22 protein-coding genes and 1 tRNA gene are annotated in these 19,749 nt (G+C 36.2%); 2 read left to right on the plus strand and 21 right to left on the minus strand.

Going from position 1 to position 19,749, the window contains the following annotated elements; genetic code table 11:
- Positions 1-307: 307 nt before the first annotated feature.
- The 5 genes from GVV19_RS06175 to GVV19_RS06195 form a co-directional block, all read right to left on the minus strand.
- A complete protein-coding gene (locus GVV19_RS06175) occupies positions 308-1,087 on the minus strand; it encodes an ABC transporter ATP-binding protein (RefSeq protein ID WP_159646409.1) in 780 nt (259 codons plus the stop codon).
- Positions 1,080-1,985: an ABC transporter permease gene (locus tag GVV19_RS06180; protein ID WP_159646412.1), complete on the minus strand. Its 906-nt coding sequence runs from the start codon at positions 1,983-1,985 to the stop codon at positions 1,080-1,082. Before GVV19_RS06180 ends, GVV19_RS06175 begins: the two co-directional genes overlap by 8 nt.
- A complete protein-coding gene (locus tag GVV19_RS06185; RefSeq protein WP_159646415.1) occupies positions 1,985-2,944 on the minus strand; it encodes an ABC transporter substrate-binding protein in 960 nt (319 codons plus the stop codon). Before GVV19_RS06185 ends, GVV19_RS06180 begins: the two co-directional genes overlap by 1 nt.
- Before the next feature lie 309 nt (positions 2,945-3,253).
- Positions 3,254-4,174 carry an ABC transporter substrate-binding protein gene (locus tag GVV19_RS06190; RefSeq protein ID WP_159646418.1) on the minus strand — a complete coding sequence of 307 codons (921 nt, stop codon included), beginning with the start codon at positions 4,172-4,174 and terminating at the stop codon, positions 3,254-3,256.
- Between the two features lie 200 nt (positions 4,175-4,374).
- Complete coding sequence (locus GVV19_RS06195) at positions 4,375-5,337, minus strand: ABC transporter substrate-binding protein (protein WP_159646421.1); 963 nt, start codon at positions 5,335-5,337, stop codon at positions 4,375-4,377.
- 299 nt (positions 5,338-5,636) lie between these two features.
- Between GVV19_RS06195 and GVV19_RS06200 the strand changes: the two genes are divergently transcribed.
- Positions 5,637-7,385, plus strand: coding sequence for a M3 family oligoendopeptidase (locus GVV19_RS06200; RefSeq protein ID WP_159646424.1), 1,749 nt, complete (start codon positions 5,637-5,639; stop codon positions 7,383-7,385).
- 23 nt (positions 7,386-7,408) lie between these two features.
- On the opposite strand, the gene GVV19_RS06205 is transcribed toward GVV19_RS06200, so the two are convergent.
- From GVV19_RS06205 to GVV19_RS06270, 14 genes are all read right to left on the minus strand, one after another.
- Positions 7,409-7,657: a hypothetical protein gene (locus GVV19_RS06205; protein ID WP_159632994.1), complete on the minus strand. Its 249-nt coding sequence runs from the start codon at positions 7,655-7,657 to the stop codon at positions 7,409-7,411.
- A gap of 150 nt (positions 7,658-7,807) precedes the next feature.
- Complete coding sequence (locus GVV19_RS06210; protein ID WP_159646427.1) at positions 7,808-8,032, minus strand: hypothetical protein; 225 nt, start codon at positions 8,030-8,032, stop codon at positions 7,808-7,810.
- A 63-nt stretch (positions 8,033-8,095) separates the two neighbouring features.
- Positions 8,096-8,851, minus strand: coding sequence for a tyrosine-protein phosphatase (locus tag GVV19_RS06215; protein ID WP_159646430.1), 756 nt, complete (start codon positions 8,849-8,851; stop codon positions 8,096-8,098).
- A gap of 2 nt (positions 8,852-8,853) precedes the next feature.
- Positions 8,854-9,576, minus strand: a complete 723-nt coding sequence (locus GVV19_RS06220; protein ID WP_159641892.1) for a CpsD/CapB family tyrosine-protein kinase — start codon at positions 9,574-9,576, stop codon at positions 8,854-8,856.
- An 8-nt stretch (positions 9,577-9,584) separates the two neighbouring features.
- Entirely contained in the window at positions 9,585-10,292 is a 708-nt protein-coding gene (locus tag GVV19_RS06225; protein ID WP_159646433.1) for a YveK family protein, read from the minus strand.
- A gap of 183 nt (positions 10,293-10,475) precedes the next feature.
- Positions 10,476-10,883: a DUF2185 domain-containing protein gene (locus GVV19_RS06230; protein WP_159641898.1), complete on the minus strand. Its 408-nt coding sequence runs from the start codon at positions 10,881-10,883 to the stop codon at positions 10,476-10,478.
- Positions 10,884-11,661: 778 nt separating this feature from the next.
- On the minus strand, positions 11,662-11,889 hold the full coding sequence (locus tag GVV19_RS06235; RefSeq protein WP_159646436.1) for a hypothetical protein: 228 nt from the start codon (positions 11,887-11,889) through the stop codon (positions 11,662-11,664).
- Between the two features lie 62 nt (positions 11,890-11,951).
- Positions 11,952-12,464, minus strand: a complete 513-nt coding sequence (locus GVV19_RS06240) for a hypothetical protein (RefSeq protein WP_159646439.1) — start codon at positions 12,462-12,464, stop codon at positions 11,952-11,954.
- Between the two features lie 498 nt (positions 12,465-12,962).
- Positions 12,963-13,622: a DUF3800 domain-containing protein gene (locus tag GVV19_RS06245; RefSeq protein ID WP_159646441.1), complete on the minus strand. Its 660-nt coding sequence runs from the start codon at positions 13,620-13,622 to the stop codon at positions 12,963-12,965.
- 70 nt (positions 13,623-13,692) lie between these two features.
- Positions 13,693-13,899 (minus strand): hypothetical protein, encoded by a 207-nt coding sequence (locus GVV19_RS06250; protein WP_159646443.1) that lies wholly within the window; start codon positions 13,897-13,899, stop codon positions 13,693-13,695.
- A gap of 87 nt (positions 13,900-13,986) precedes the next feature.
- Positions 13,987-14,196 carry a hypothetical protein gene (locus GVV19_RS06255; protein ID WP_159646445.1) on the minus strand — a complete coding sequence of 70 codons (210 nt, stop codon included), beginning with the start codon at positions 14,194-14,196 and terminating at the stop codon, positions 13,987-13,989.
- Positions 14,197-14,200: 4 nt separating this feature from the next.
- Complete coding sequence (locus GVV19_RS06260) at positions 14,201-14,782, minus strand: N-acetylmuramoyl-L-alanine amidase (protein WP_159646448.1); 582 nt, start codon at positions 14,780-14,782, stop codon at positions 14,201-14,203.
- A gap of 1,052 nt (positions 14,783-15,834) precedes the next feature.
- Positions 15,835-16,035 carry a DUF4926 domain-containing protein gene (locus GVV19_RS06265; protein ID WP_159646450.1) on the minus strand — a complete coding sequence of 67 codons (201 nt, stop codon included), beginning with the start codon at positions 16,033-16,035 and terminating at the stop codon, positions 15,835-15,837.
- Positions 16,036-16,471: 436 nt separating this feature from the next.
- Positions 16,472-16,559, minus strand: a tRNA-Ser gene (locus GVV19_RS06270).
- A 69-nt stretch (positions 16,560-16,628) separates the two neighbouring features.
- On the opposite strand from GVV19_RS06270, the gene GVV19_RS06275 reads away from it, so the two are divergent.
- Entirely contained in the window at positions 16,629-17,465 is an 837-nt protein-coding gene (locus GVV19_RS06275) for a MurR/RpiR family transcriptional regulator (RefSeq protein ID WP_159633042.1), read from the plus strand.
- A gap of 1 nt (position 17,466) precedes the next feature.
- Here GVV19_RS06275 and GVV19_RS06280 read toward each other — a convergent pair whose 3' ends face one another.
- Together GVV19_RS06280 and GVV19_RS06285 are read right to left on the minus strand one after the other, a co-directional pair.
- Entirely contained in the window at positions 17,467-18,258 is a 792-nt protein-coding gene (locus tag GVV19_RS06280; protein WP_159646452.1) for a Cof-type HAD-IIB family hydrolase, read from the minus strand.
- Positions 18,259-18,319: 61 nt separating this feature from the next.
- Positions 18,320-19,705 (minus strand): 6-phospho-beta-glucosidase, encoded by a 1,386-nt coding sequence (locus GVV19_RS06285; RefSeq protein WP_159646454.1) that lies wholly within the window; start codon positions 19,703-19,705, stop codon positions 18,320-18,322.
- Positions 19,706-19,749 lie beyond the last annotated feature (44 nt).

Below are 19,749 nucleotides of genomic sequence, written 5' to 3' on the forward strand. Positions count from 1 at the left end.
TTCTCATTTTTATACTCTGACGAGTTTTGTTTATTTCTTGTATTTCTTTTGAAATTGACGTTTCCTGTTTAGTTTTCAAAGACCATTTCGCACCCAAGTTCCCTTGAACGCTTGTACATAATACCACTGGCATAAGGACCTGTCAACCGAATCAACACATATTTCGCACATTTTTTGTAATTTTATTTCAGCATTTTTTTCTATCCTTATTATATGTAATTATTTATTTGTGTATGAATTATTAAGGCCTGCAATTTTGATTCCATAAATAAAAAAAGACGATCATGGATGACCGTCACATTTTTCTTCAAATTGTTTCCTCGAATGCATTCTCATGTTCCACAAATAATTTGATAAGCGTATCGCGTGTTAGTTTTTCTTTTGACTCACCTTTAACATCAAAGATAATTTTCCCACCATGAAACATCAATAATCTGTCGCCATAATCAAGTGCATGTTGAAGATTATGCGTCACCATAATCGATGTTATTTTACGTGAAGCAATCATCTTATCCGTGAGCATCATAATCGCTTCTGAACTCTTAGGATCTAGTGCCGCTGTATGTTCATCTAACAACAATACTTCCGGATTGTTCATCAATGCCATAAGTAATGAAAGTGCTTGACGTTGGCCACCTGATAATTGCCCAACTTGGACATGAAGTTTATCTTCCAAACCCATATCTAATGTCTTTAATTGTGCGACAAATTCTGCTTCTTTATCGCGTCGGACTGCCTTTTTTAGATTGAACAAGTTTCCCTTATCGACTGCCAAAGATAGGTTTTCGAGCACTGTCAAAGATGGTGCCGTCCCTGACATTGGATCTTGGTATACACGTGAAATTTTTTTAAATCGTTTGAAATCACTAACTTTTAACAGGTCTTCTTCATTGAATGAAATTTCTCCTGAATCAGGTGTCACTTGGCCCGTTACAAGATTTAACAATGTCGATTTCCCACTACCGTTTGAACCAATAATTGTGACAAATTCGCCATCTTCAATTTCAACACTTAGGTCTTCGTAAAGCGTTGTTTCTGCGATGCTATTTACATTAAATTTTTTCTTAATATTGTTGAGTTTAAGCATTTACTTCGCTTCCTTTCCCTAAGTATTTTGATAGTTTGCTTTGGTTGAGTAGAATTGCACCAACAAAAATTACTACAGTTGCTAGTTTTAGATGTTGAGGATCCATATTGAATCGTAGTGCAATTGCGATGATGAATCGGTATACGATAGCTCCTAAGATAACTTTAGTGGTTTGTTTGAACTTCAATTTTCCAAAAAGTGTGGTTCCTAGTATGACGGAGGAAAGTCCAAGTACAACCATTCCTGTTCCGAGTGAAACATCAAAGTAACGACCTACTGAAGCTGCGACACCACCACTTAAGGCTACAATACTGTTCGCAAGTGCAAGGCCAAGTATTTTTACCGTGCCCACATTATGTCCAAGTGATGTAACAAGTCCTTCGTTATCACCTGTGACTTTTAATAAGTATCCTACACGTGTCGTAAGCAACGTATCTATCATTAATTTGATAAGGACTACGAGAATAATCATGACGATTATCTGGAAGTTATCAACTATGAATGATGGTGCCCCCATATTTTCTAACCAGGTGGTTGAAAAAATATTGTCGTATTTGAATAATGGAAGATTTGATTTTCCACCTGCCACCATCATATTAATTGAGTACAGTCCTGTCATCACCAATATTCCACTTAAAAGAGCTGAAATTCCAAATTTTACATGGAAAACGCCCGTTACAATACCAGCCAAGAATCCACCAGCCATTGATGCCAAGAGTGCAACCCAAGGGTTTACACCATTAATAATTAAGATTGCGCTGATGGCAACACCCAATGGGTAGGTACCATCAACACTTAAATCTGGTATATCTAAAATTTTATAGGACAGCATGACTCCCATCGACATGATGCCATAAAGTAACCCCTGTATTAAAACATCTATTACAAATCCTAACATTATCGAACTATCGCTCTTTCTAAGACACTCGTTGGAATCGTAAGTCCCAACTGATCTGCCATTTTTTCACTTACAAACAACTCTGTACTTGAAGCAGTTTGTACGGGAATCTCTTTGATTGGTTTGTTATCAACTAAGATTTCCTTAATCATATGACCTGCTTGAATTCCTAGTTTTTTGTAGCTTACTGAGTCGCTTGCAAAGATTCCTTGATCAAACTGTCCTGATTCAGCCATGAAGACTGGTTTGTTTTCTTTTAGTGCTTGTTGGACAACAAGTCCTGTTGCTGTTGCAATCATATTGTCGTTAACAATGAAGAGTGCATCACTGTCAAGTGCAACTTGAGTTGCTGCTTGAGCTATTTCATTCGGACTGCTAACGCCTTTTTCTACAACTTCAAGGTCGAGCGGTTTCGCAATTTCTTTGATTTCTTTAATTTGGTTTTGACCATTTACCTCACTGGTGTTGAAGAGAATTCCGATATTTTTCATTGACGGTAACATTTCTTGCATCAATGCAACTTGTTGTGCGAGTGGCGGTAAATCACTAACACCTGTGATGGAACCTTCGGGTGCGGTTGGATTTTCTACCAATCCTGCAGCTTTAGCGTCAGAAACAGCGCTAAATACAACTGGAATATCTGTGCCTTCGACGGCATTCATCGCAACTTGTGCTGATGGTGTTGCAATCGCAAAGATCAAATCTACCTTGTCATTTACAAATTGACTTGCAATCATGGATGCATTGCTAGCATCTTCATTTGCATTTTTAACTTCGACTGTAATCGTATCGGCAACGCCAACTTCGATTAAGCCTTCTTTCATTCCTTCTAATGATTCATTGAGTGCTGGGTGTTCACCCCACTGGATAACTCCCACCTTGAATTCCGATGTCGGCTTTGAAGCACATCCGGTTAATACTAGTAATACAATAATTCCTGCTGTTATAATTTTTTTCATTTTCTTTTCTCCTAACGTTATAACAAAAAAGCCACGCTACGTGGCTTAGTGTTTCAAAAGTTAGGGTTTAATAACCGTTATTGATTCAATGAGCCTCGTAGATATTTTAGTAACACAAAATAGTTAATATCCTAAAGGCTATTAACTGATTATCTAAAATAATAATAGTTGCTCATTTGTTGGGCACGTGTAACGTTATTGATATTTTGAGTTTTCATATTGTTGTTCCCAACCTTTCTTCTGTTCACACATTAACAGATTTTATTTCGGTTGACAACCCTCTTACTCAATTATATGAAAATTTATTCATCAGAATGTAAATTCTGAAAACTCTTCAGGAATCTTTATACCCAATTCTGTAGCGACTTTTTGGTTTATTTTAGTAACCTTATGTTCTGGTGTTTCAATCTTTAGATTTTTTTCGTTAAGAGCGCGAAGTGCGAGTTTTGCCGTCTGTCTTCCGATTTCAACATAATTAATCGAAACACTTGCAAGAATTCCTTCTTCTAACTGACCATCTTCGGAAGCATAGACAGGAATTGATTTTTTATTGGCATGATCGACGATCAAAGATGTACCAGAAACATTCAGATCATCTGTTATCACAAACATGGCATCAACTTCTTGCGTAAGCATTGGTAATGCAACACCGAGTTCTTGAACGTCATTAACACCTTTATTCACAATATCTAATTGTGTACTGGTTGCCGCAGCTTTAATTTGTTCCACCTGATATATTCCATTCACATCTCCAATACGGTTAACGATGCCAACTTTTTTTACATCGGGTGTTAGTTTTTCGATAAGTTGCAATTGTTGAAGATAAGGTGCTGTATCGGTAACACCTGTTACAAAGTCCATTGCGTCGGTAATACCGATAGCCTCTGGATTACTGACAGCACTGAAAATGATTGGTATATTATCATGTTCAAACACATTAATTGCCGTTTGTGCTGATTGGGTTGTTATCCCAATGACTGCATCTACTTCCTCTTGCTGTATACTTTGGGCATTCATCATCAAGACTGAAGTATCTGCGTTGGCATTTTTGTATACAACATTAACACCTTGCTCTTCAAATATTTCTTCAATACCTTGATACGTATCATTTAGTGAAGCAAAGTCTCCAAATTGCAATACAGCAATTGTTGGCCTGTCCTTCTGTTCAAAACTGCTGCTGCACCCTGATAAGAGCGTCAAAACCACTAAAACTATCATGAATCTTTTCATAAACTTCCTCCTTATACACAAAAAAAGACTACGCGTAAACCACGTAGTCTTTAGATCTTACTAAGAATCGGTGTGCCCAAGCGAAAAGGGCTACTGCTTAGCCCTAATATTCAATTCGCTTGTTGCTCCATCGTTTCATGTACATAAGACACCTCTTTTGTTAATGTAACTTTATCACATCGTATTTCAGAAAACAAGTGTTACCTTTCAGAAATGTTTGCGAGCACAGTTTCGGATAGTTCAATTCCGAGTTGGATCGCCACATCTTGATTGACGTATAAGACCGTTTCTTTTGATTGATATACTGAGAGCGTTGTGATATCTGTGCCATTTTCTAAAATATCATAAATCATAAGACCTGCTTGTTTCCCTAATGTCATATAGCTTAACGAGGCTGTTGCAAGAATCCCCTGGTCAAACTGTCCATCTTCACTCGCAAATACAGGTTTGTTGGATCGATTTGCAACATCAATCAGTGTTGCGGTTGCTGCTACAACCATATTGTCAGTGATGTTAAAGAATACATCGACATCGGCCGCTAATTGGGTTGCCGCTGTAGAGACATCCATCGTATTTGAAATCCCTTTAGCAACAATTTCTAGACCCAATTTAGGTGCAGTCTGTTTCAATAAATCGACTTGAACTTGGGAGTTGATCTCACCAATGTTATAAAGGACACCTACTTTTTTGGCATTGGGTGTAATTTCATTAATGATTCCCAATTGTTTTTCAAGTGGACTCATATCGCTAACGCCGCTCACATTTCCTCCTGGAACTTCCAGTGTTTGTACTAAAGCTCCTGCTACAGGATCTGTTACAGCATTGAAGATGACTTTAATATCTGTTCCTGATGTCGCGTTCATTGCCGCTTGTGCTGCATTTGTTCCAATAGCATAGATTAGATCAACTTTATCAGATACAAATTTATTTACAATTAAATCGGCATTGAGTAAATCACCTTGCGCATTTTGATAATCAATCGATACTGTTTCACTTCCAAGTTGTGTTTCAAGTTCTTGCTTCATTCCTTCATATGCAGCATCCAGTGAAGGATGATCTGCCAATTGAATAACTCCAATTTTGTATTTTGCAGTGTTTTGACTACATGCTGTTGTAAACAAGAGCATCACCATAGTTAATAGAATCACAGTGTATTTTTTCATACGTCCTCCTTCTCAAACAAAAAGCCATATCATTCGACATGGCTTTGAAATACACGTTGTGAGTTAGCCAAGTCGATTTCCATTAGAAAATGGTTAATCTCGTTGGCGAAATTAACCGATTATCTAAAGAAAAAGAAAAAGCTAATGTTTGTTATATTGTGATTGTTGACCATAAGATCCCAACCTTTCTAGTGAAAGATTAACATTATTTTACATTTGTTTCAATACTATTTTCATAAATCAGTGATAATTGTTTCATTCTAGTGGTATAATCACACAGTAAAAGGAGACTCTTAATTATGTATACTTGGTCATTAGACGCATTATATTCAGATTTTAATGAATCTTTCGATAACGACGTAAACCGTCTTAAATCCCAGATTCAAGCAATGCAAGAAAGTGCTGCATCTTTAGAAACAATGGAGGATTTGGAGGCTTGGCTTAAACTCGATGCTGAAACCAGTGCAAATGCACAGTCGTTATTTAGCTATATTTCTTTACGCTTGTCTACAAATACGACTGATATAGAAAGTAATAACGCATATGGTAAGTTACAACCACTCGTCACCGAAATGTCAAAACCTTATGCTCAATTTAAAGCATTCATTGCACATCATGGTGATGCACTTGAATCTTGGATTGCTTCAAGCCCACTTATTGCAGAACACGCATTTATGCTTCGTGAAATTGCAAGTGAAAGTAAGCATTTATTGAATGACGATGTCGAAGAAGTCATTGCTAAAATGAAAATGAACGCATCCTCAAACTGGAGCAAACTTCAGGGACACCTCACCTCACAAATAACAACTGAAATTGATGGAAAAACATATACATTATCATCAATTCGAAATCTTGCATACAGTCCCGATGCTGCAACTCGTAAAATTGCATATGAGAAGGAACTCGAAATGTATCAAGGTATCGAGGATGCGGTTGCATTCGCATTGAATAGTATTAAGGGCGAGGTCAATACACTCTCTGAGATGCGTGGTTATGAGTCAGCGTTAGAAAAAACACTCGCGGATTCTCGTCTGTCAAAAGAAACCCTGGATGCTCTTATAGCGGCAATCGAATCGTACTTACCTGTATTTAGAAAATACCTTAACCACAAAGCAACACTGTTTGGTCATGAAAACGGCTTACCGTGGTATGATCTTTTTGCTCCATTCGAAACAAAGAATCCTAAAACATATACCATTGAAGATTCTCGAACCATGATCCTTGATAGCTTCGGAACATTTTCTTCAGACCTTCATGACATGGCACAACGTGCCTATGACGAAAAATGGATTGATTTCTTACCTCGCGAAGGAAAACGAGGCGGCGCATTTTGTTCAAATCAACCTCAAATCAAGCAAAGTCGTATCCTCACAAATTTTGACGGTAGTATGTCTGATATCATTACTCTTGCTCATGAATTAGGACATGCATACCATGGAATGTTGATTGAGGACCTTTCAATTTTAAATACAGATTATACGATGCCTGTCGCTGAAACAGCATCAACGTTTTGCGAAAATGTTGTTCTCAACGCTGCTCTTGTCGAAGCGAGTGACGAAGAGAAGTTGGTTTTGATTGAGAACTCCATTTCTGACTTAGCACAAATAACCGTGGATATTCTATCGCGATACAAATTTGAGAGCGAAGTTTTCGAACGTCGCAAAACTGAGTTTCTGTTTGCTAAAGATCTAAAAGAAATTATGATTCAGGCACAAAAGGATACCTATGGGGATGGGTTGGATCAAAACTACATGCATCCATACATGTGGATCAACAAAGGGCATTACTATAGTGGTGGCCTGAGCTTCTATAACTTCCCATATGCATTTGGTGGCTTATTCGCACTTGGATTGTTTGGGAAGTACCAGGAAGAAGGAGCAGCTTTTGTTCCGCAATACCAAGAACTTCTTAAGGCAACAACTACAGCTTCATGTGAAGATGTTGCAGCATTGGCTGGAATCGATGTTACCAGTGTCACTTTCTGGGAATCCAGCTTGAAAGTCGTTGCTGAACGTATTGAAACATTCATTGCACTTACAAAAAAATAATCTGTGGATTTCCACAGATTTTTTTATATATCTAAACGCATATGATACTCAAGCTGTTTTACTTCATCACCCATTTGACGATTTGTTTGTTTTGCCGCTAGAGTTTGTTGCATTACCTTGAGATACGAATAGTAAAATTGATTCTTTGTATCTGTAAATAGGGTTGCCGCAGCAACAAATAGGGTTGCAATTTCGATGAGTGTTAACGTCTCGAAATGTTCAGCAATATATTTTACTCTATCTAAAATCTCTATTTGAATTTCTTTGTCCATTGTATCACCTCTTACCTCTATTGTAGCACCATAACATAGAAATTAGTGTGAAATTAGCGCCCGATTTCAAATTGAATTACGTTTTTAAGAACTTGTTCACGGTCAGGTGTAAGTTTGCGGATTCGGATACATGATTTTCCAATCGCAGTCTTACCAAAACGTAGTTTCTACGGCTTTTGCTAATTCTTGATTTTGCGACCATGTCATGGCATAGACATTCACCGTTTTATCGTATTTTTTCAAACTCACTACCGGTGTTTCGGCATTGCTCAAATACCATGCGAGACCTTCAAATTTTCCCAAATGATATTCCTGCGCAGGACTGCCAACAATTTCTGAAATTATGTGTACTAAGCGTTGCTCAATGTGTTCCATGTCATCACCTCTTAGAAGTATTATGCCATAAAAAAGAACTTAAGATTTTACTTAAGCTCATTTTTACAGATATCGACCGAATATTTTTCGAAATGGTCGTGGTTGATGAACAACAACGCACTCTCCCTTAAAAACTAACTGTGCATTTTCGTAACAACGTTGTAAATTCTCAAATAGTTTTGTACCAAAGTATTGTTTCTGCAAATCGGAAAGATTGGGTGCTCTTCGATCACAGTTATGAGCATCTGACGCGATTAAATGGACAAGATCTTTTTTTAACATCATTTTTGCAAGTTGTTGTTGGCGTGCGTCCACAAAAGTTGCTGCATTCATTTGAATGAGAACGCCCATTTTGATTAGCTCTATCAAGATATCAGAGGACGCTAGTAAGTATGGATAACGCTCAATATGCGCCAAAATTGGCGTATATCCGTTCGAAATGATATCGCGCAACGTATCCTTTAATCGTGATGGATATATTTGGGTCGGAAGTTCAATGAGTAAATAATCTGTCCCTTCAATAACCAAGTCATCCAATTGTACAGTCACGAGTTGAGGTGAGAAATAGAGTTCTGCACCTAATTTTAAGGTTATTGGATAGGATTTCTTTTTAATTAAAGACTGAACTTCTTCACAACGTACTTCGCGAACCTTCACAAAATGATTTATGTCATCTTTTTCAAGATTAAAGTGCGGGGTTGCAACCAGTTGATGCGTAGCTTGCGCAAGGTGGCATCGCAACAATCCATCAACTGCATTCAGATTTTCGGGGCCATCATCAATATCATGAAGAATGTGTGTATGGATATCTGTAATCATGATTACTCTCCATATTCGTAATTATATGAGTATGGCGTTGTTCCGCTTTTAACTTTCGAGTCATCGTAATAATTCATAACTGATCCTAAGAGTGTCGCATGTGTTTGCTCGAGCTTGCGCTTTGCAGCTAACACGACATCTCTTTCTGCGAAATTTTGTCGTACAACTAACAATGTACCATCAATATGAGGAGCCATTACACTCGCATCCGTTACTACATTGACTGGTGGAGTATCAATAATAATGAAATCATAAGTCTCTTTTAAAGATTCTAACATTGGTGCAAAGTTTGCCCCTCCGAGAAGCTCTGATGGGTTAGGCGGTATAATTCCGGATAGCATAACATCAAATTGGTATATTGTGTGCAGGTAGATTGCGTTTTCTGCTTGAACTTTCCCTGCTAGAACCGCAGACAATCCATGATTACCTGTCTTCTTAACGCGCAAATATTCTCTGAGTGCAGGTTTTCTTAAGTCAGCATCAATCAACAATACTTTTTTCTCTGCTTCTACCAACACCTTAGCAAGATTGATGGCGACTGTACTCTTTCCTTCATCTGGAATTGAACTGGTTATCATAATGGTTTTGACTTCATCTTGAAAACCCATGAAACTTAATCCAGAACGCAATGTTTTGTATGACTCGACAAATGCGAATGGTGATTTATCATTAATAATTTCAGTTCTATTTTTAATTTTTAGGGGTTGTTTCGTTTTATTGAACATTGTGTCTCCTACTTCCGTGTCGAAACCGATACATCTGGAATTACTCCAAGTACAGGTAAATCTAGTGCATTTTCAAGGTCATCAACACGTTTAAATGTCTTATCCATAAGATGTCGTATGACGATTCCAGCAATTGTTAGTATTGCTGCTCCGGCTGATGCGAGCATTACATTTCGCATTGTGTTTGGAGAAACAGGTTTTGATGGCGTTGTTGGATTAGAGATTACTTTAACAGAACCCGCTTCTACCATCTCAACAATTTTATTGGGCGCAATCTCTACAATTGCGCCTGCAATCGCTTGGGCCGTTTCCGGATTATTATGACGTACCGAAATTCTCATCACTTGAGTATTATCTACCGAAGATACCTTAACACCTTCACTGAGTGCCTTAGTCGTCATTTTAAGATCTAGTTTATCATTTACTGGAGCCATTACGGAATCACTTTTAATGATAACGCCATAAACGTTCGCAAGACCTTTCGCTGAATTAATATCATCATTTGTGATACCACGATTTCCTTCACTTTGACGATTATTGACAATCATGGTTGCACTACTTTCGTAAATCGGTGTTATTGCTATCTTGGTGTAAAGAAGACTAAGGATTGCAGCACCCGCCATTACCATTATTATAAGTAAGCTATGTGGCTTTACTGCATTTACCAGTTCCGAAATCTCTACATCTTGGGTTTGTTGCTTCTCAAATTCATTCATTCTTTTCTCCATTATCTATCGCATTTTAATGCTTTGCAGCATCGTTTAACGTATCTATTATAACTTACTTATTCTCATTAACAATGGGAAAGCGGTTTTATTTTAGGTTTATTTTAAGTATTTGTTATGTTTGTTAAGGTCGGCGGTATCAATAAAAAAACCACTTTTAGTTAAAGTGGCTTGTTATCTATCTTGCAGACTCATGACAATTCCTGACTGTTCATCATCGACAATAAACAAATCATTTTCGGTACGAATTAAGTGTGTACCAACCGGTGCTGTCAAGTATGGGATTATATCTTGATCGTAATTACAGACTGTATTCAATTTAAACACATGATGATTGCTAGCATGACTCATATACTCATTGCTCTCGTCACCTTTTAGAAAACGCCACCCACTGTCCGGATAATCGGGATTGGGTTCATCTCTAAACATGTAACCAACCTTCCACCCTTCTTTTGTAATCATATCCGATACAATGCAACCATCGCCTGTAGGTTCATCCCAGTCAATAAGGTGTCGAACATCAAGCTTGATGAAACCATCACGAGTATAATTTAATTTTTTCCGCGTATTTCGTTTAAACATGATTCCCGCTCCTTATAATTTGTTTTCCTATATTCACTTTAACACAACAATTTTGGACAATTCATAAATCGAAGCTTTTCACACCATTTTATTAAATGACCATAGTTTGTAATGCGAATATGTTGAAATTTTGATTCATGAGCTTAATATTATTATTTATTATCTAGATCCATTAAGATGATCTGATATTGTTTTCTTTAAATAGACGAATCATTGAAATTTGAACCGCATTCGCAATTGTTATATTTCTTACTTCTTTAATTAATCTTAGAAATAAATAAGAATATCAATTGAAATTGAAATATCTCAATTATCCAGTAACTATTGCAATTAAACTGGATACACCTTCGTTACATGAAATAGTGAATTTTAAGAAATCATAAGCTACTATTTAAAGTTCCGGAGTTCCTGTCACTGCAATCAGTAGTTAGATTAATCATAAAAACATTTCAATCACTCTATCTAATTATTCTCATTTAACCAGTAAAGATAATGATAGAACGGATAACTACAAAAATAGTTTGTAAGAATTCTTCTCAAAATCTTCCCAATCTACAAAAAAGCAATAAAAAAAACCACCGTTAAGTGGGGGTAATTTCAAATGGTGGAGAGCATGAGAAACGTTAAAATAGGATCATGACAGATTTATTGTGAAGTCAACCCACTCAAATAAGTGTTTTCAGATATACACAATTTATTCTATTACTTATGTTGTAGGGATATTTATAGGGGTACTTTGCTTTCCTCATTAATCGGCATTGCTATCACCTCGCCACCTCTAAAAATAACAATCCTTCAGAGAAATAAATCTTCTTCTGTTTCCATCAATCGTTGCTAGGCACATTTCAGATACGTATCCAGTTTCACTCTTTACAAACACCCTGGATACGAACTCTGTAATTTCAAAACGTTTATCGCCCCAATACATAGCAAGTAAATGAATTTTTTCATTTGCATTATATATTAATTCAACATCTATATTTACGCGTTTGTAATATCCTTGCATAACTTCTCCTATTATATCAAAGAATTAGTTTTCAACTACATGATTTGATGTACTAAATATCTCTATTTCAGTTTACTTGCGTATTCCTCTACCATCTCTTTAAATCTGACGTTCATCTTATCCTCGTTCATGCCTACTTCTTTCTGAAATTTAGAGAAATTATCTTTTAGTATTTCAATCAGTTCTAAATCTCCTGAATCACATTTATCATTAGATCCATCAGCTCCGAATTCATATGTTGTTTTACCCTTGGACGTAGATATGACACAGTGATTAACTCCACGACGATCTTGTTCTGTATGGGTCAGAATCGTGTACACGACTTCCTCTATGTCCCTATGATTAATGATAGAACCACTTTTCTCCCCACCATCTAAATTTTCGAATCTGTAATAATTCAAAGGCTTTGCATCAGATGAAACTTTACCTTCTACAATACTTTCTTTACTATATTGAGCATTCACCAATTCTTTTTTATCCTTCGTAGCTATTAATGCAATTATTCCCCCATCATCAGATTGAACAGTTTCTTCAATATACTTTTCTTTTTTTCCACACCCTGAAATAATCATCATTATAACAACTGCTGCTAGTTTTTTTCATTAATCTCCCTTCATAATGTGAGTAAACTATACCTAATTTGGCAACTTTTTCAATACTAGCTTCTCGTTATCAATAAACAATGATGAAGAAATAGAGATATATTAACTAGCCCTTTTGAAATTATTAAGAATTGCGACAACAGAACAACTAAACGACGTTATAATATTTTTTTCTATTCTTAGGCACTGATAAAATATCAAACAATCAAGTTGTGTTGTAATTTACCAATATACTACTTAATCAATAATTTTCAATATGAATAAAAAAAAGTCCATCGGTAAACTCTATTTTAGCGTAGTAGTTTAATAAAATAAAAAAAAGAGCTGTTAAGCTCTTCTTGCCTGCTGGTCCGTGCACACACAGTACACTTAAACGCCCTACGGTTGTTGGAACACAGCCGGTCTTTACATTCAAATTATACACTATTGAAAAACAAATTCAACTTTTTTTTATAAAAAAATAATTTTGTGTTATTTACCGAAATTATATCTTGGGAATTTTGAAATATAATATGTATCATCAGTTTTTATTCTATCTTGAATTATCCTGTCTTTTTTTTGATATACTCTATACAGAGTATTTGCGATAATATCTGCAATTTTTATTTCTGGATTATTCTTAGAATCTTTTGGTTGAAAAGTAAATTTTTTATCATAACCTAATTCAACTAATTGATGTTGGAGATAAGCCCCTAGATCCATTCGAGCATCTAGTTTTAACGATCTATCATCATACATTAATATTATTTCATCACACTCTTCACAATCTATATATCCTTCATTAACTAAATTCTTTATTAAAAGTCCAGTATAATAATTATATCCCATATTCTCTGAAAGACGCAATTTTAAGTGCTTTTTGTCAATTACAATTGCAACCGGAGTAATGTGTTCATGAGCGATATATGTATCATTTATAAAGATATTATCTTTTGTTTGAATTGACGACCCTTTAACTTCTGACGATAACGGAATTGAGTACCTTTCTTTATATTCTTTCTCAACACTTTTTTGATGTGACCTACACGCCATGAAATTACTAGTTAAATAACCTGCAATAATAAAAAACCTATCCTTAGGATTATGCATAGCACCTGATTCGTCTATGATTAATATTGTTGTTTTTGACATACATTGATTATAATATTAATCAAATTAAAAAGCCACCCTCAATCAAGCGAGTGGCTTTTAGTAAGTTCGATTACCGATTACTATCCAATCTGTTTTCGCGAACCTTGCTAGACTTGATGTTCTTGTATCTTTTTACCGACATAACTATTATTGAAATTAACGCTACAAACCCACCTGTATATCTATCAGTAAAGAAAAAACTAGTTATTCCAGGAAAAACTATTAATCCATAGATCAATATTTCCACAATTGTTGGTTGTATTTTCTCTTTCTTCATTGCCCCTCCTTATTCGATCCAATTAACTAAACTTAGTATACCTTATTTGCAAAAAAAAACCACCTTCAATAAAGAAAGTGGAGTTCCTTACTTTAAAACTATTTTCAATAATGCAGCAACTACGCCACCAACCACCGCAAGCACTAACCACCGTTGGTTATCTTCAAGTTTTGTAGTTCTTCGTTCAATATCTTTAAACCGACCATTCACACTGTCATCGATTTTACTTTCTAAATTAACAACACGTTTATCTACTTTATGAATGGCATCCAACAGACTTAATTCTTTTTCATCCATAGTACTATCCTAAAATCTCATTCACTCGAGATTGGACTTCATCCGCGTCATATCCTTCTGCACGTAGTTTGTCATAGCAAGCTTGACCATTTCCATAATCACCACGCATAACTTCTGCTGCAATCTGTTCATTTAATTTAACGATTGGTTCAGGTTTAGGAGTTGGTTTTACTTCTTGTGAAGTTCCATTTAATGCAATCTCGTAGTATTTGATAGTATCACGAACGATATTGTTCATTCCTTTACGTTTGTAGAACGAACCGCATGCAGCGTATACAAACTCACTATGTAATCTTACGGTCTTTGTGGACGGATACAGACCTAACTGAGCCATTACGTATCCCAGGTACTTAACGAAGTTGATGTAACCCTCTTCAATATTTTTTTCAACTAGCTCAATTCCGATTGAACGTTGGTTAACATCCTTATCTCCAGCATGGTGAGAAACATCACTGAAGCGTACAGCTTCATATACTTCACTTGCATCAACTACTGCATTAATTGATTTAGTACCATCGTTGTTTGCGAGGTTTTCTGCTTCATTAACTGCAGGTGCAGTATTTACGGTTGTATGAACAACAACCATTTCAATTGGTTTACGATGTGCAACGCTTGATGCTCGAGTGGATCCGTAAGCTGCACTTTCTTTACCCGAAAAGTTTTGTTTAACTGTTAATCCTACCTGAGTAGTGTATTCTGTGCAGTGTAAAAAATTTTGTATTGCTAGTACTTATAAGTCCTCTTTCTGTTTTAATTGTTTTATTTTCACCGATAGTTGTTGGTTGCGGAGCGATCAATATAAACAGTGAAATGTTATCCTTCACATATACTGCAACTACACCCATGATTATCATGCAACAGCTTGTGCAAGTGTTAAAATCGATTAACAATCGCATCATTACTTACAGCCGCCATGACGTTAGAATTGTGATCGATGTTTAAATAAGCAATCATTTGTACAAGCCAAGTTTCAGATAACTCCAATTCAATTGATTAGATTGTCATGAATGCACTGCCCCTGTATATTTCTTGTCACGATTGCTAGAGATAATTTTGATAAAGCGACCAACAATGGAATTCTCTAAATAAATACTATGATTTCTCGTATATTGTCTAATTTCTATTTTTCTCCTAAGAAATAAGGTATCCATATCCAAATAAACCTATTTAATCGGATTAGATTACAATAACTTTAACCTCAAAAAACTATCTGAATCTATTTCAAATCAAACATGCTTGAAAAGATCCACCCTTACGGTCCTTATCGATTAAAGCTCCATGATTTTTTATATTTACATCTCACTAATCAGTTTTCTACCTCAAAGTAATTTCTATTTAGTTAAAAGATATGATTTCCAACAAGTCTACAGTGGTATGCTTAGGACAGTAAAAAAAGACACATTCTGTGTTTATCTTTCGTGCCTTCATAGAAAAAGACGGCAATTACACCTTCTTGACTATTCCTCGTTTTCATCCTCAACGAACTTCAAACCACCCTCTGCACTGACATTTTGTTAAAAAGATGTTTATTCGTATCAATGCATTCGTGTTTTTTTCTATCTTTTTCCAACTGAGATAAAAAACTTCCCATGTGAGTTCACCATTTGATGATTCTTGCTTTCCCACGTGTATCCTCCTCTATTGCTTGATTAATTCATTTGGTGAATAGTAATGATCTAACGCTTCAAGAACTGTGTAGCCTGCCTCATTGACGAATTCGATATTTATGGCTTGCCCATTTGCCTGAACATCAACAATCACTCCAAAGAAGTTTGATTTTACATTTCTTTTATCATCGTCATTCTTTAATTTTACAATATCTAGCTCTTTGAACTTCATAATATCACCTTTTTTCTAAAATGTTGTAGATATGGATCTATTTAAATCCGAATCTTTATCCTTATGCCATACAGTATTAAGTCGTAGGTATTTATCGTTGATTTCCCCTAAGCATCATCAGAGCGAATGTTCGACTTTCTCACTGAGCATCTTGAACAGCAAATATCGGATTAAAGATGAGTTCTCCCATTATTTGATCTACAAGTTATTAAAATTACTATGCTATATCCGAATAGAGGTTCAATAACATGAGTATTATGTTTGTCCCATTCACTCGTTTTCAAATGATTACTTAGAAAACCTACATTCAATAATTATTCTATCATTTTTCGACATTATCATCTTTCTATTCTTTGAAGTCTAATTTAGAAAAATTGTAGGGGTATCATTGACAAAACAAATAAAAAACCCACTGTTAAGTGGGTGTAATTTCATATGGCGGAGAACATGAGATTCGAACTCACGGAAGCTTGCGCTTCGCCACCTTTCCAAGATGGTGCCTTAAGCCACTCGGCCAATTCTCCAACTGCTTTCTCATTATACATAAATATTCTGGCAAAAACAATGTATAATATAATAAATTGGAGGATATTATGTTATTAATAAACCGAATCCGCGACTTTGATAGATTATCAGAAACTGAAATCAAGATTTCAGAGTATATACTCGCCCACCCCAACGAAGTTATTTCCTTAAGTATTCAACAATTAGCACAGCGAACCTTTACTTCTACCGCAACAATTACGCGTTATTGTAAGAAGATGCAAACGGATGGGTTCACTGATTTTAAAGTACGATTAACCAAAGAATTGAGCACATCGCCACGTGGTCAACGCGTTCGCGATGATTTACCTTTTGATAAGAACGAATCTCCAAACCAAATCCTAGAAAGTATCTTAAACCTGAATTACCAATCGATGCAGGATACTTATAACTCGATTGATCAACAGCAACTAAATCGTGTTGCGATGGCAATTCATCAGTCACCGCACATCTATCTATATGGAACAGGTCAATCATTAATTTTGTGTCAGGATTTCCAGTATAAACTATTCCGCATAGAAAAAGACTGTAACCTCGAGTCAGCTGTCGGCTTTCAGTTTATGAAAACCCACACTCAACCCAAAGACAGTCTCGCTATCGTTATTTCTTACTACGGCACCAGCATCAATAACCTTCGTATCATGACATCACTTAAAGATCGAAACGTTCCGATTGTTTTAATTACCGGGCCAAATGATAATCCTTTAGTTCCACTCGCCGATGAAGTCATTCATGTTGCGCCTCAAGAAGAACTCATGACAAAGATGGCTTCTTTTTCTTCTCGAACAGCAATCCAATTAGTCTTAGACATGATTTATGCACTTGTCTTCTCGTTTGACTATGAAATGAATCAAACACGCATCGAAGACAGCTCAATAATTCGATAGACTATTGTTCCAAAAACTGTGTAATAAACTTGTAAACACCGTTTTCTATATTAGAATCACAATGCATACGCGCAACAGCCTTAACGGAATCTGTTGCGTTTTTTACGGCTACACCTATTTGAGCAGCTTCAATCATTTCGACATCATTATCATTATCACCAAAAGCGACAACATGTTCCATTGTCAAACCATGATTCTCTAAATACCACTGGATGCCTAAAGTCTTATTCACACGCGGATCCATGAATTCGAGAAGATCTGTTGCTGTTTTAACGGCTTTGTAAGCTGGATTTCCTACTTCTTTTGTATAATCAATCAAAGGTTGTAGTGCTTCCGGAGTTCCGTTAACAAGAATTTTTGCCTGTGCTTCTTGGACTGCCAAGGTTACATCACCGACAACAAGGATATTTCGAATTTTCGAATCGTACCCTTCAAATCGTGAACCATCATCGGTATACATTTTATCATTAACCGTTAATGTCGGATTCAAGTTAAACTTGCGGGCATTTTGGATGACCTCTAGTGCCGATACTCTGTCTAATGGATACTGGAAAATTTGCGTTCCATTCGTGAAATCATATGCCTCTGCACCATTTTCAAACACTGCAAAATCAACGAGGTCTTCTAAATCCTCAATAACTGTTTCTGCTGACATTCTTGGTCTACCTGTAGCAATTCCAAATCGATAGCCGTTCTGTCTTAACATTGTTATAAGACTTCGCGTTTTACTTGGCAGTTGATGATCTTCGTCAAAAAGTGTTCCATCTAAATCTGATACAAATACTTTAATCATAATATCCCTTTCTAACAAAAAAACAGTAGGAAGATTCCTACTGTTCGAGTAATAATTTTCCTTATTGAGGAATATATGTAACGCCTTCAGCTTCTAATTTTGCAATAACATCTGCAAATTGTGGAAGGTGATCTTTATGTGCTACTAACATTTCGTTCAATAAATCTTTTGTATAAATTCCGCTTTGTACAAGTGGATTAATATTAAATGCTTGGAGTGCTTTATTGTAATCACCTGAAACAGCTGCTTCAATAACGACCTCTTCCATAGCTTTCATCAATTGAAGTTGACCACGTGCTGCAGGTGGGAATGATCCCCAGTTAAATGGTTCTGCACCGTGTGATGTAATTACTGATGTAACCTCTACGACGCAGTCATATGGTAAATCAGTTACTGTGCCATTGTTTTGTGTACTTACGGTCATAACGGTACGTGAATCATTATGAATTGATGAAATGATTTCACATGCAGCGTCTGAATAGTGAGCACCACCGCGTTTTGTAAGTTGTTCTGGTTTATAATCCAAGTTTGGATCCTTGTAGAGTTCAAAGAGTTCTTCTTCGGTTGCCTTAACAGTTTCCGCACGTGTTTTATGATCTTTATAGTTTTGTTGATTTTCTGCCAACATTTCGCGTTCTACATAATAGTAACGGTGGTAAGGACATGGCAATAATCCCAAGTCTGCAAGTTGTTCGTAGCTATAATTAATATTTGCAATATTTGCAACTTCTGCTTGCTTGCTCTTTGCGTATTCACTTTCTGGGTTATAGAATGCATTAATTAGTTCAGATGTAACTTCGCTTCCATCCTTATCCCAAACACGATGCCAGTGGAAATGGTTTAGACCCGCAAATTTTTCAAAGAGAATACTTGCGTCTTTATCATATCCCATTGCTTCGTGGTTCATTTTTGTTGCACCGACTGGAATGTTGCACAATCCAATCGTACGTTCCCATCCACCTACTTTGATTGCTGCTTCAGTAACAATACCTGCTGGGTTTGTGAAATCGATTAACCATGCTTGGGGAGCTAATTCTCGCATATCTTTGATAATATCAAGAATGACAGGAATCGTACGGAATGCTTTAAAAATTCCTCCAGCACCATTTGTTTCTTGACCTAGGAGTCCATATTTACCTGGAATACGTTCATCTTTAACACGAGCTTCCAATTGACCAACACGGAATTGTGTCGTGACAAAATCAGCATCTTTTAATGCTTCGCGTCGGTCTGTTGTTAAGAAAACTTTCCAATCAAGACCTGCAGCTTTAACCATTCGTTGTGCCATCGCTCCTACGATTTCCAATTTTTCACGTCCTGCCTCAACGTCTACTAACCACAATTCACTAATATCTAATTTATCTTGACGGTTGATAAACCCTTCCATAAGTTCTGGGGTATAACTTGAGCCACCACCGATTGTAACAATTTTAAGTTTCTTACTCATACAATTGTCCTCCTGTATTTACTGATATTGTACCTACAAATTTT

Origin of the sequence: Erysipelothrix anatis, from assembly GCF_009828745.1 — a bacterium.
Taxonomy (GTDB): Bacteria; Bacillota_I; Bacilli_A; order Erysipelotrichales; family Erysipelotrichaceae; genus Erysipelothrix; species Erysipelothrix anatis.

Coding starts and splice junctions, on each gene's coding strand:
- GVV19_RS06195 (WP_159646421.1), bottom strand. CDS start 5,337: ATGAAAAAATACACTGTGATTCTATTAACTATGGTGATGCTCTTGTTT.
- GVV19_RS06205 (WP_159632994.1), bottom strand. CDS start 7,657: ATGGACAAAGAAATTCAAATAGAGATTTTAGATAGAGTAAAATATATT.
- GVV19_RS06175 (WP_159646409.1), bottom strand. CDS start 1,087: ATGCTTAAACTCAACAATATTAAGAAAAAATTTAATGTAAATAGCATC.
- GVV19_RS06220 (WP_159641892.1), bottom strand. CDS start 9,576: ATGTTCAATAAAACGAAACAACCCCTAAAAATTAAAAATAGAACTGAA.
- GVV19_RS06225 (WP_159646433.1), bottom strand. CDS start 10,292: ATGAATGAATTTGAGAAGCAACAAACCCAAGATGTAGAGATTTCGGAA.
- GVV19_RS06255 (WP_159646445.1), bottom strand. CDS start 14,196: ATGGATGAAAAAGAATTAAGTCTGTTGGATGCCATTCATAAAGTAGAT.
- GVV19_RS06180 (WP_159646412.1), bottom strand. CDS start 1,985: ATGTTAGGATTTGTAATAGATGTTTTAATACAGGGGTTACTTTATGGC.
- GVV19_RS06260 (WP_159646448.1), bottom strand. CDS start 14,782: ATGGTTGTTGTTCATACAACCGTAAATACTGCACCTGCAGTTAATGAA.
- GVV19_RS06245 (WP_159646441.1), bottom strand. CDS start 13,622: ATGTCAAAAACAACAATATTAATCATAGACGAATCAGGTGCTATGCAT.
- GVV19_RS06240 (WP_159646439.1), bottom strand. CDS start 12,464: ATGATGATTATTTCAGGGTGTGGAAAAAAAGAAAAGTATATTGAAGAA.
- GVV19_RS06185 (WP_159646415.1), bottom strand. CDS start 2,944: ATGAAAAAAATTATAACAGCAGGAATTATTGTATTACTAGTATTAACC.
- GVV19_RS06285 (WP_159646454.1), bottom strand. CDS start 19,705: ATGAGTAAGAAACTTAAAATTGTTACAATCGGTGGTGGCTCAAGTTAT.
- GVV19_RS06265 (WP_159646450.1), bottom strand. CDS start 16,035: ATGAAGTTCAAAGAGCTAGATATTGTAAAATTAAAGAATGACGATGAT.
- GVV19_RS06200 (WP_159646424.1), top strand. CDS start 5,637: ATGTATACTTGGTCATTAGACGCATTATATTCAGATTTTAATGAATCT.
- GVV19_RS06250 (WP_159646443.1), bottom strand. CDS start 13,899: ATGAAGAAAGAGAAAATACAACCAACAATTGTGGAAATATTGATCTAT.
- GVV19_RS06230 (WP_159641898.1), bottom strand. CDS start 10,883: ATGTTTAAACGAAATACGCGGAAAAAATTAAATTATACTCGTGATGGT.
- GVV19_RS06275 (WP_159633042.1), top strand. CDS start 16,629: ATGTTATTAATAAACCGAATCCGCGACTTTGATAGATTATCAGAAACT.
- GVV19_RS06190 (WP_159646418.1), bottom strand. CDS start 4,174: ATGAAAAGATTCATGATAGTTTTAGTGGTTTTGACGCTCTTATCAGGG.
- GVV19_RS06235 (WP_159646436.1), bottom strand. CDS start 11,889: ATGCAAGGATATTACAAACGCGTAAATATAGATGTTGAATTAATATAT.
- GVV19_RS06280 (WP_159646452.1), bottom strand. CDS start 18,258: ATGATTAAAGTATTTGTATCAGATTTAGATGGAACACTTTTTGACGAA.
- GVV19_RS06210 (WP_159646427.1), bottom strand. CDS start 8,032: ATGGAACACATTGAGCAACGCTTAGTACACATAATTTCAGAAATTGTT.
- GVV19_RS06215 (WP_159646430.1), bottom strand. CDS start 8,851: ATGATTACAGATATCCATACACACATTCTTCATGATATTGATGATGGC.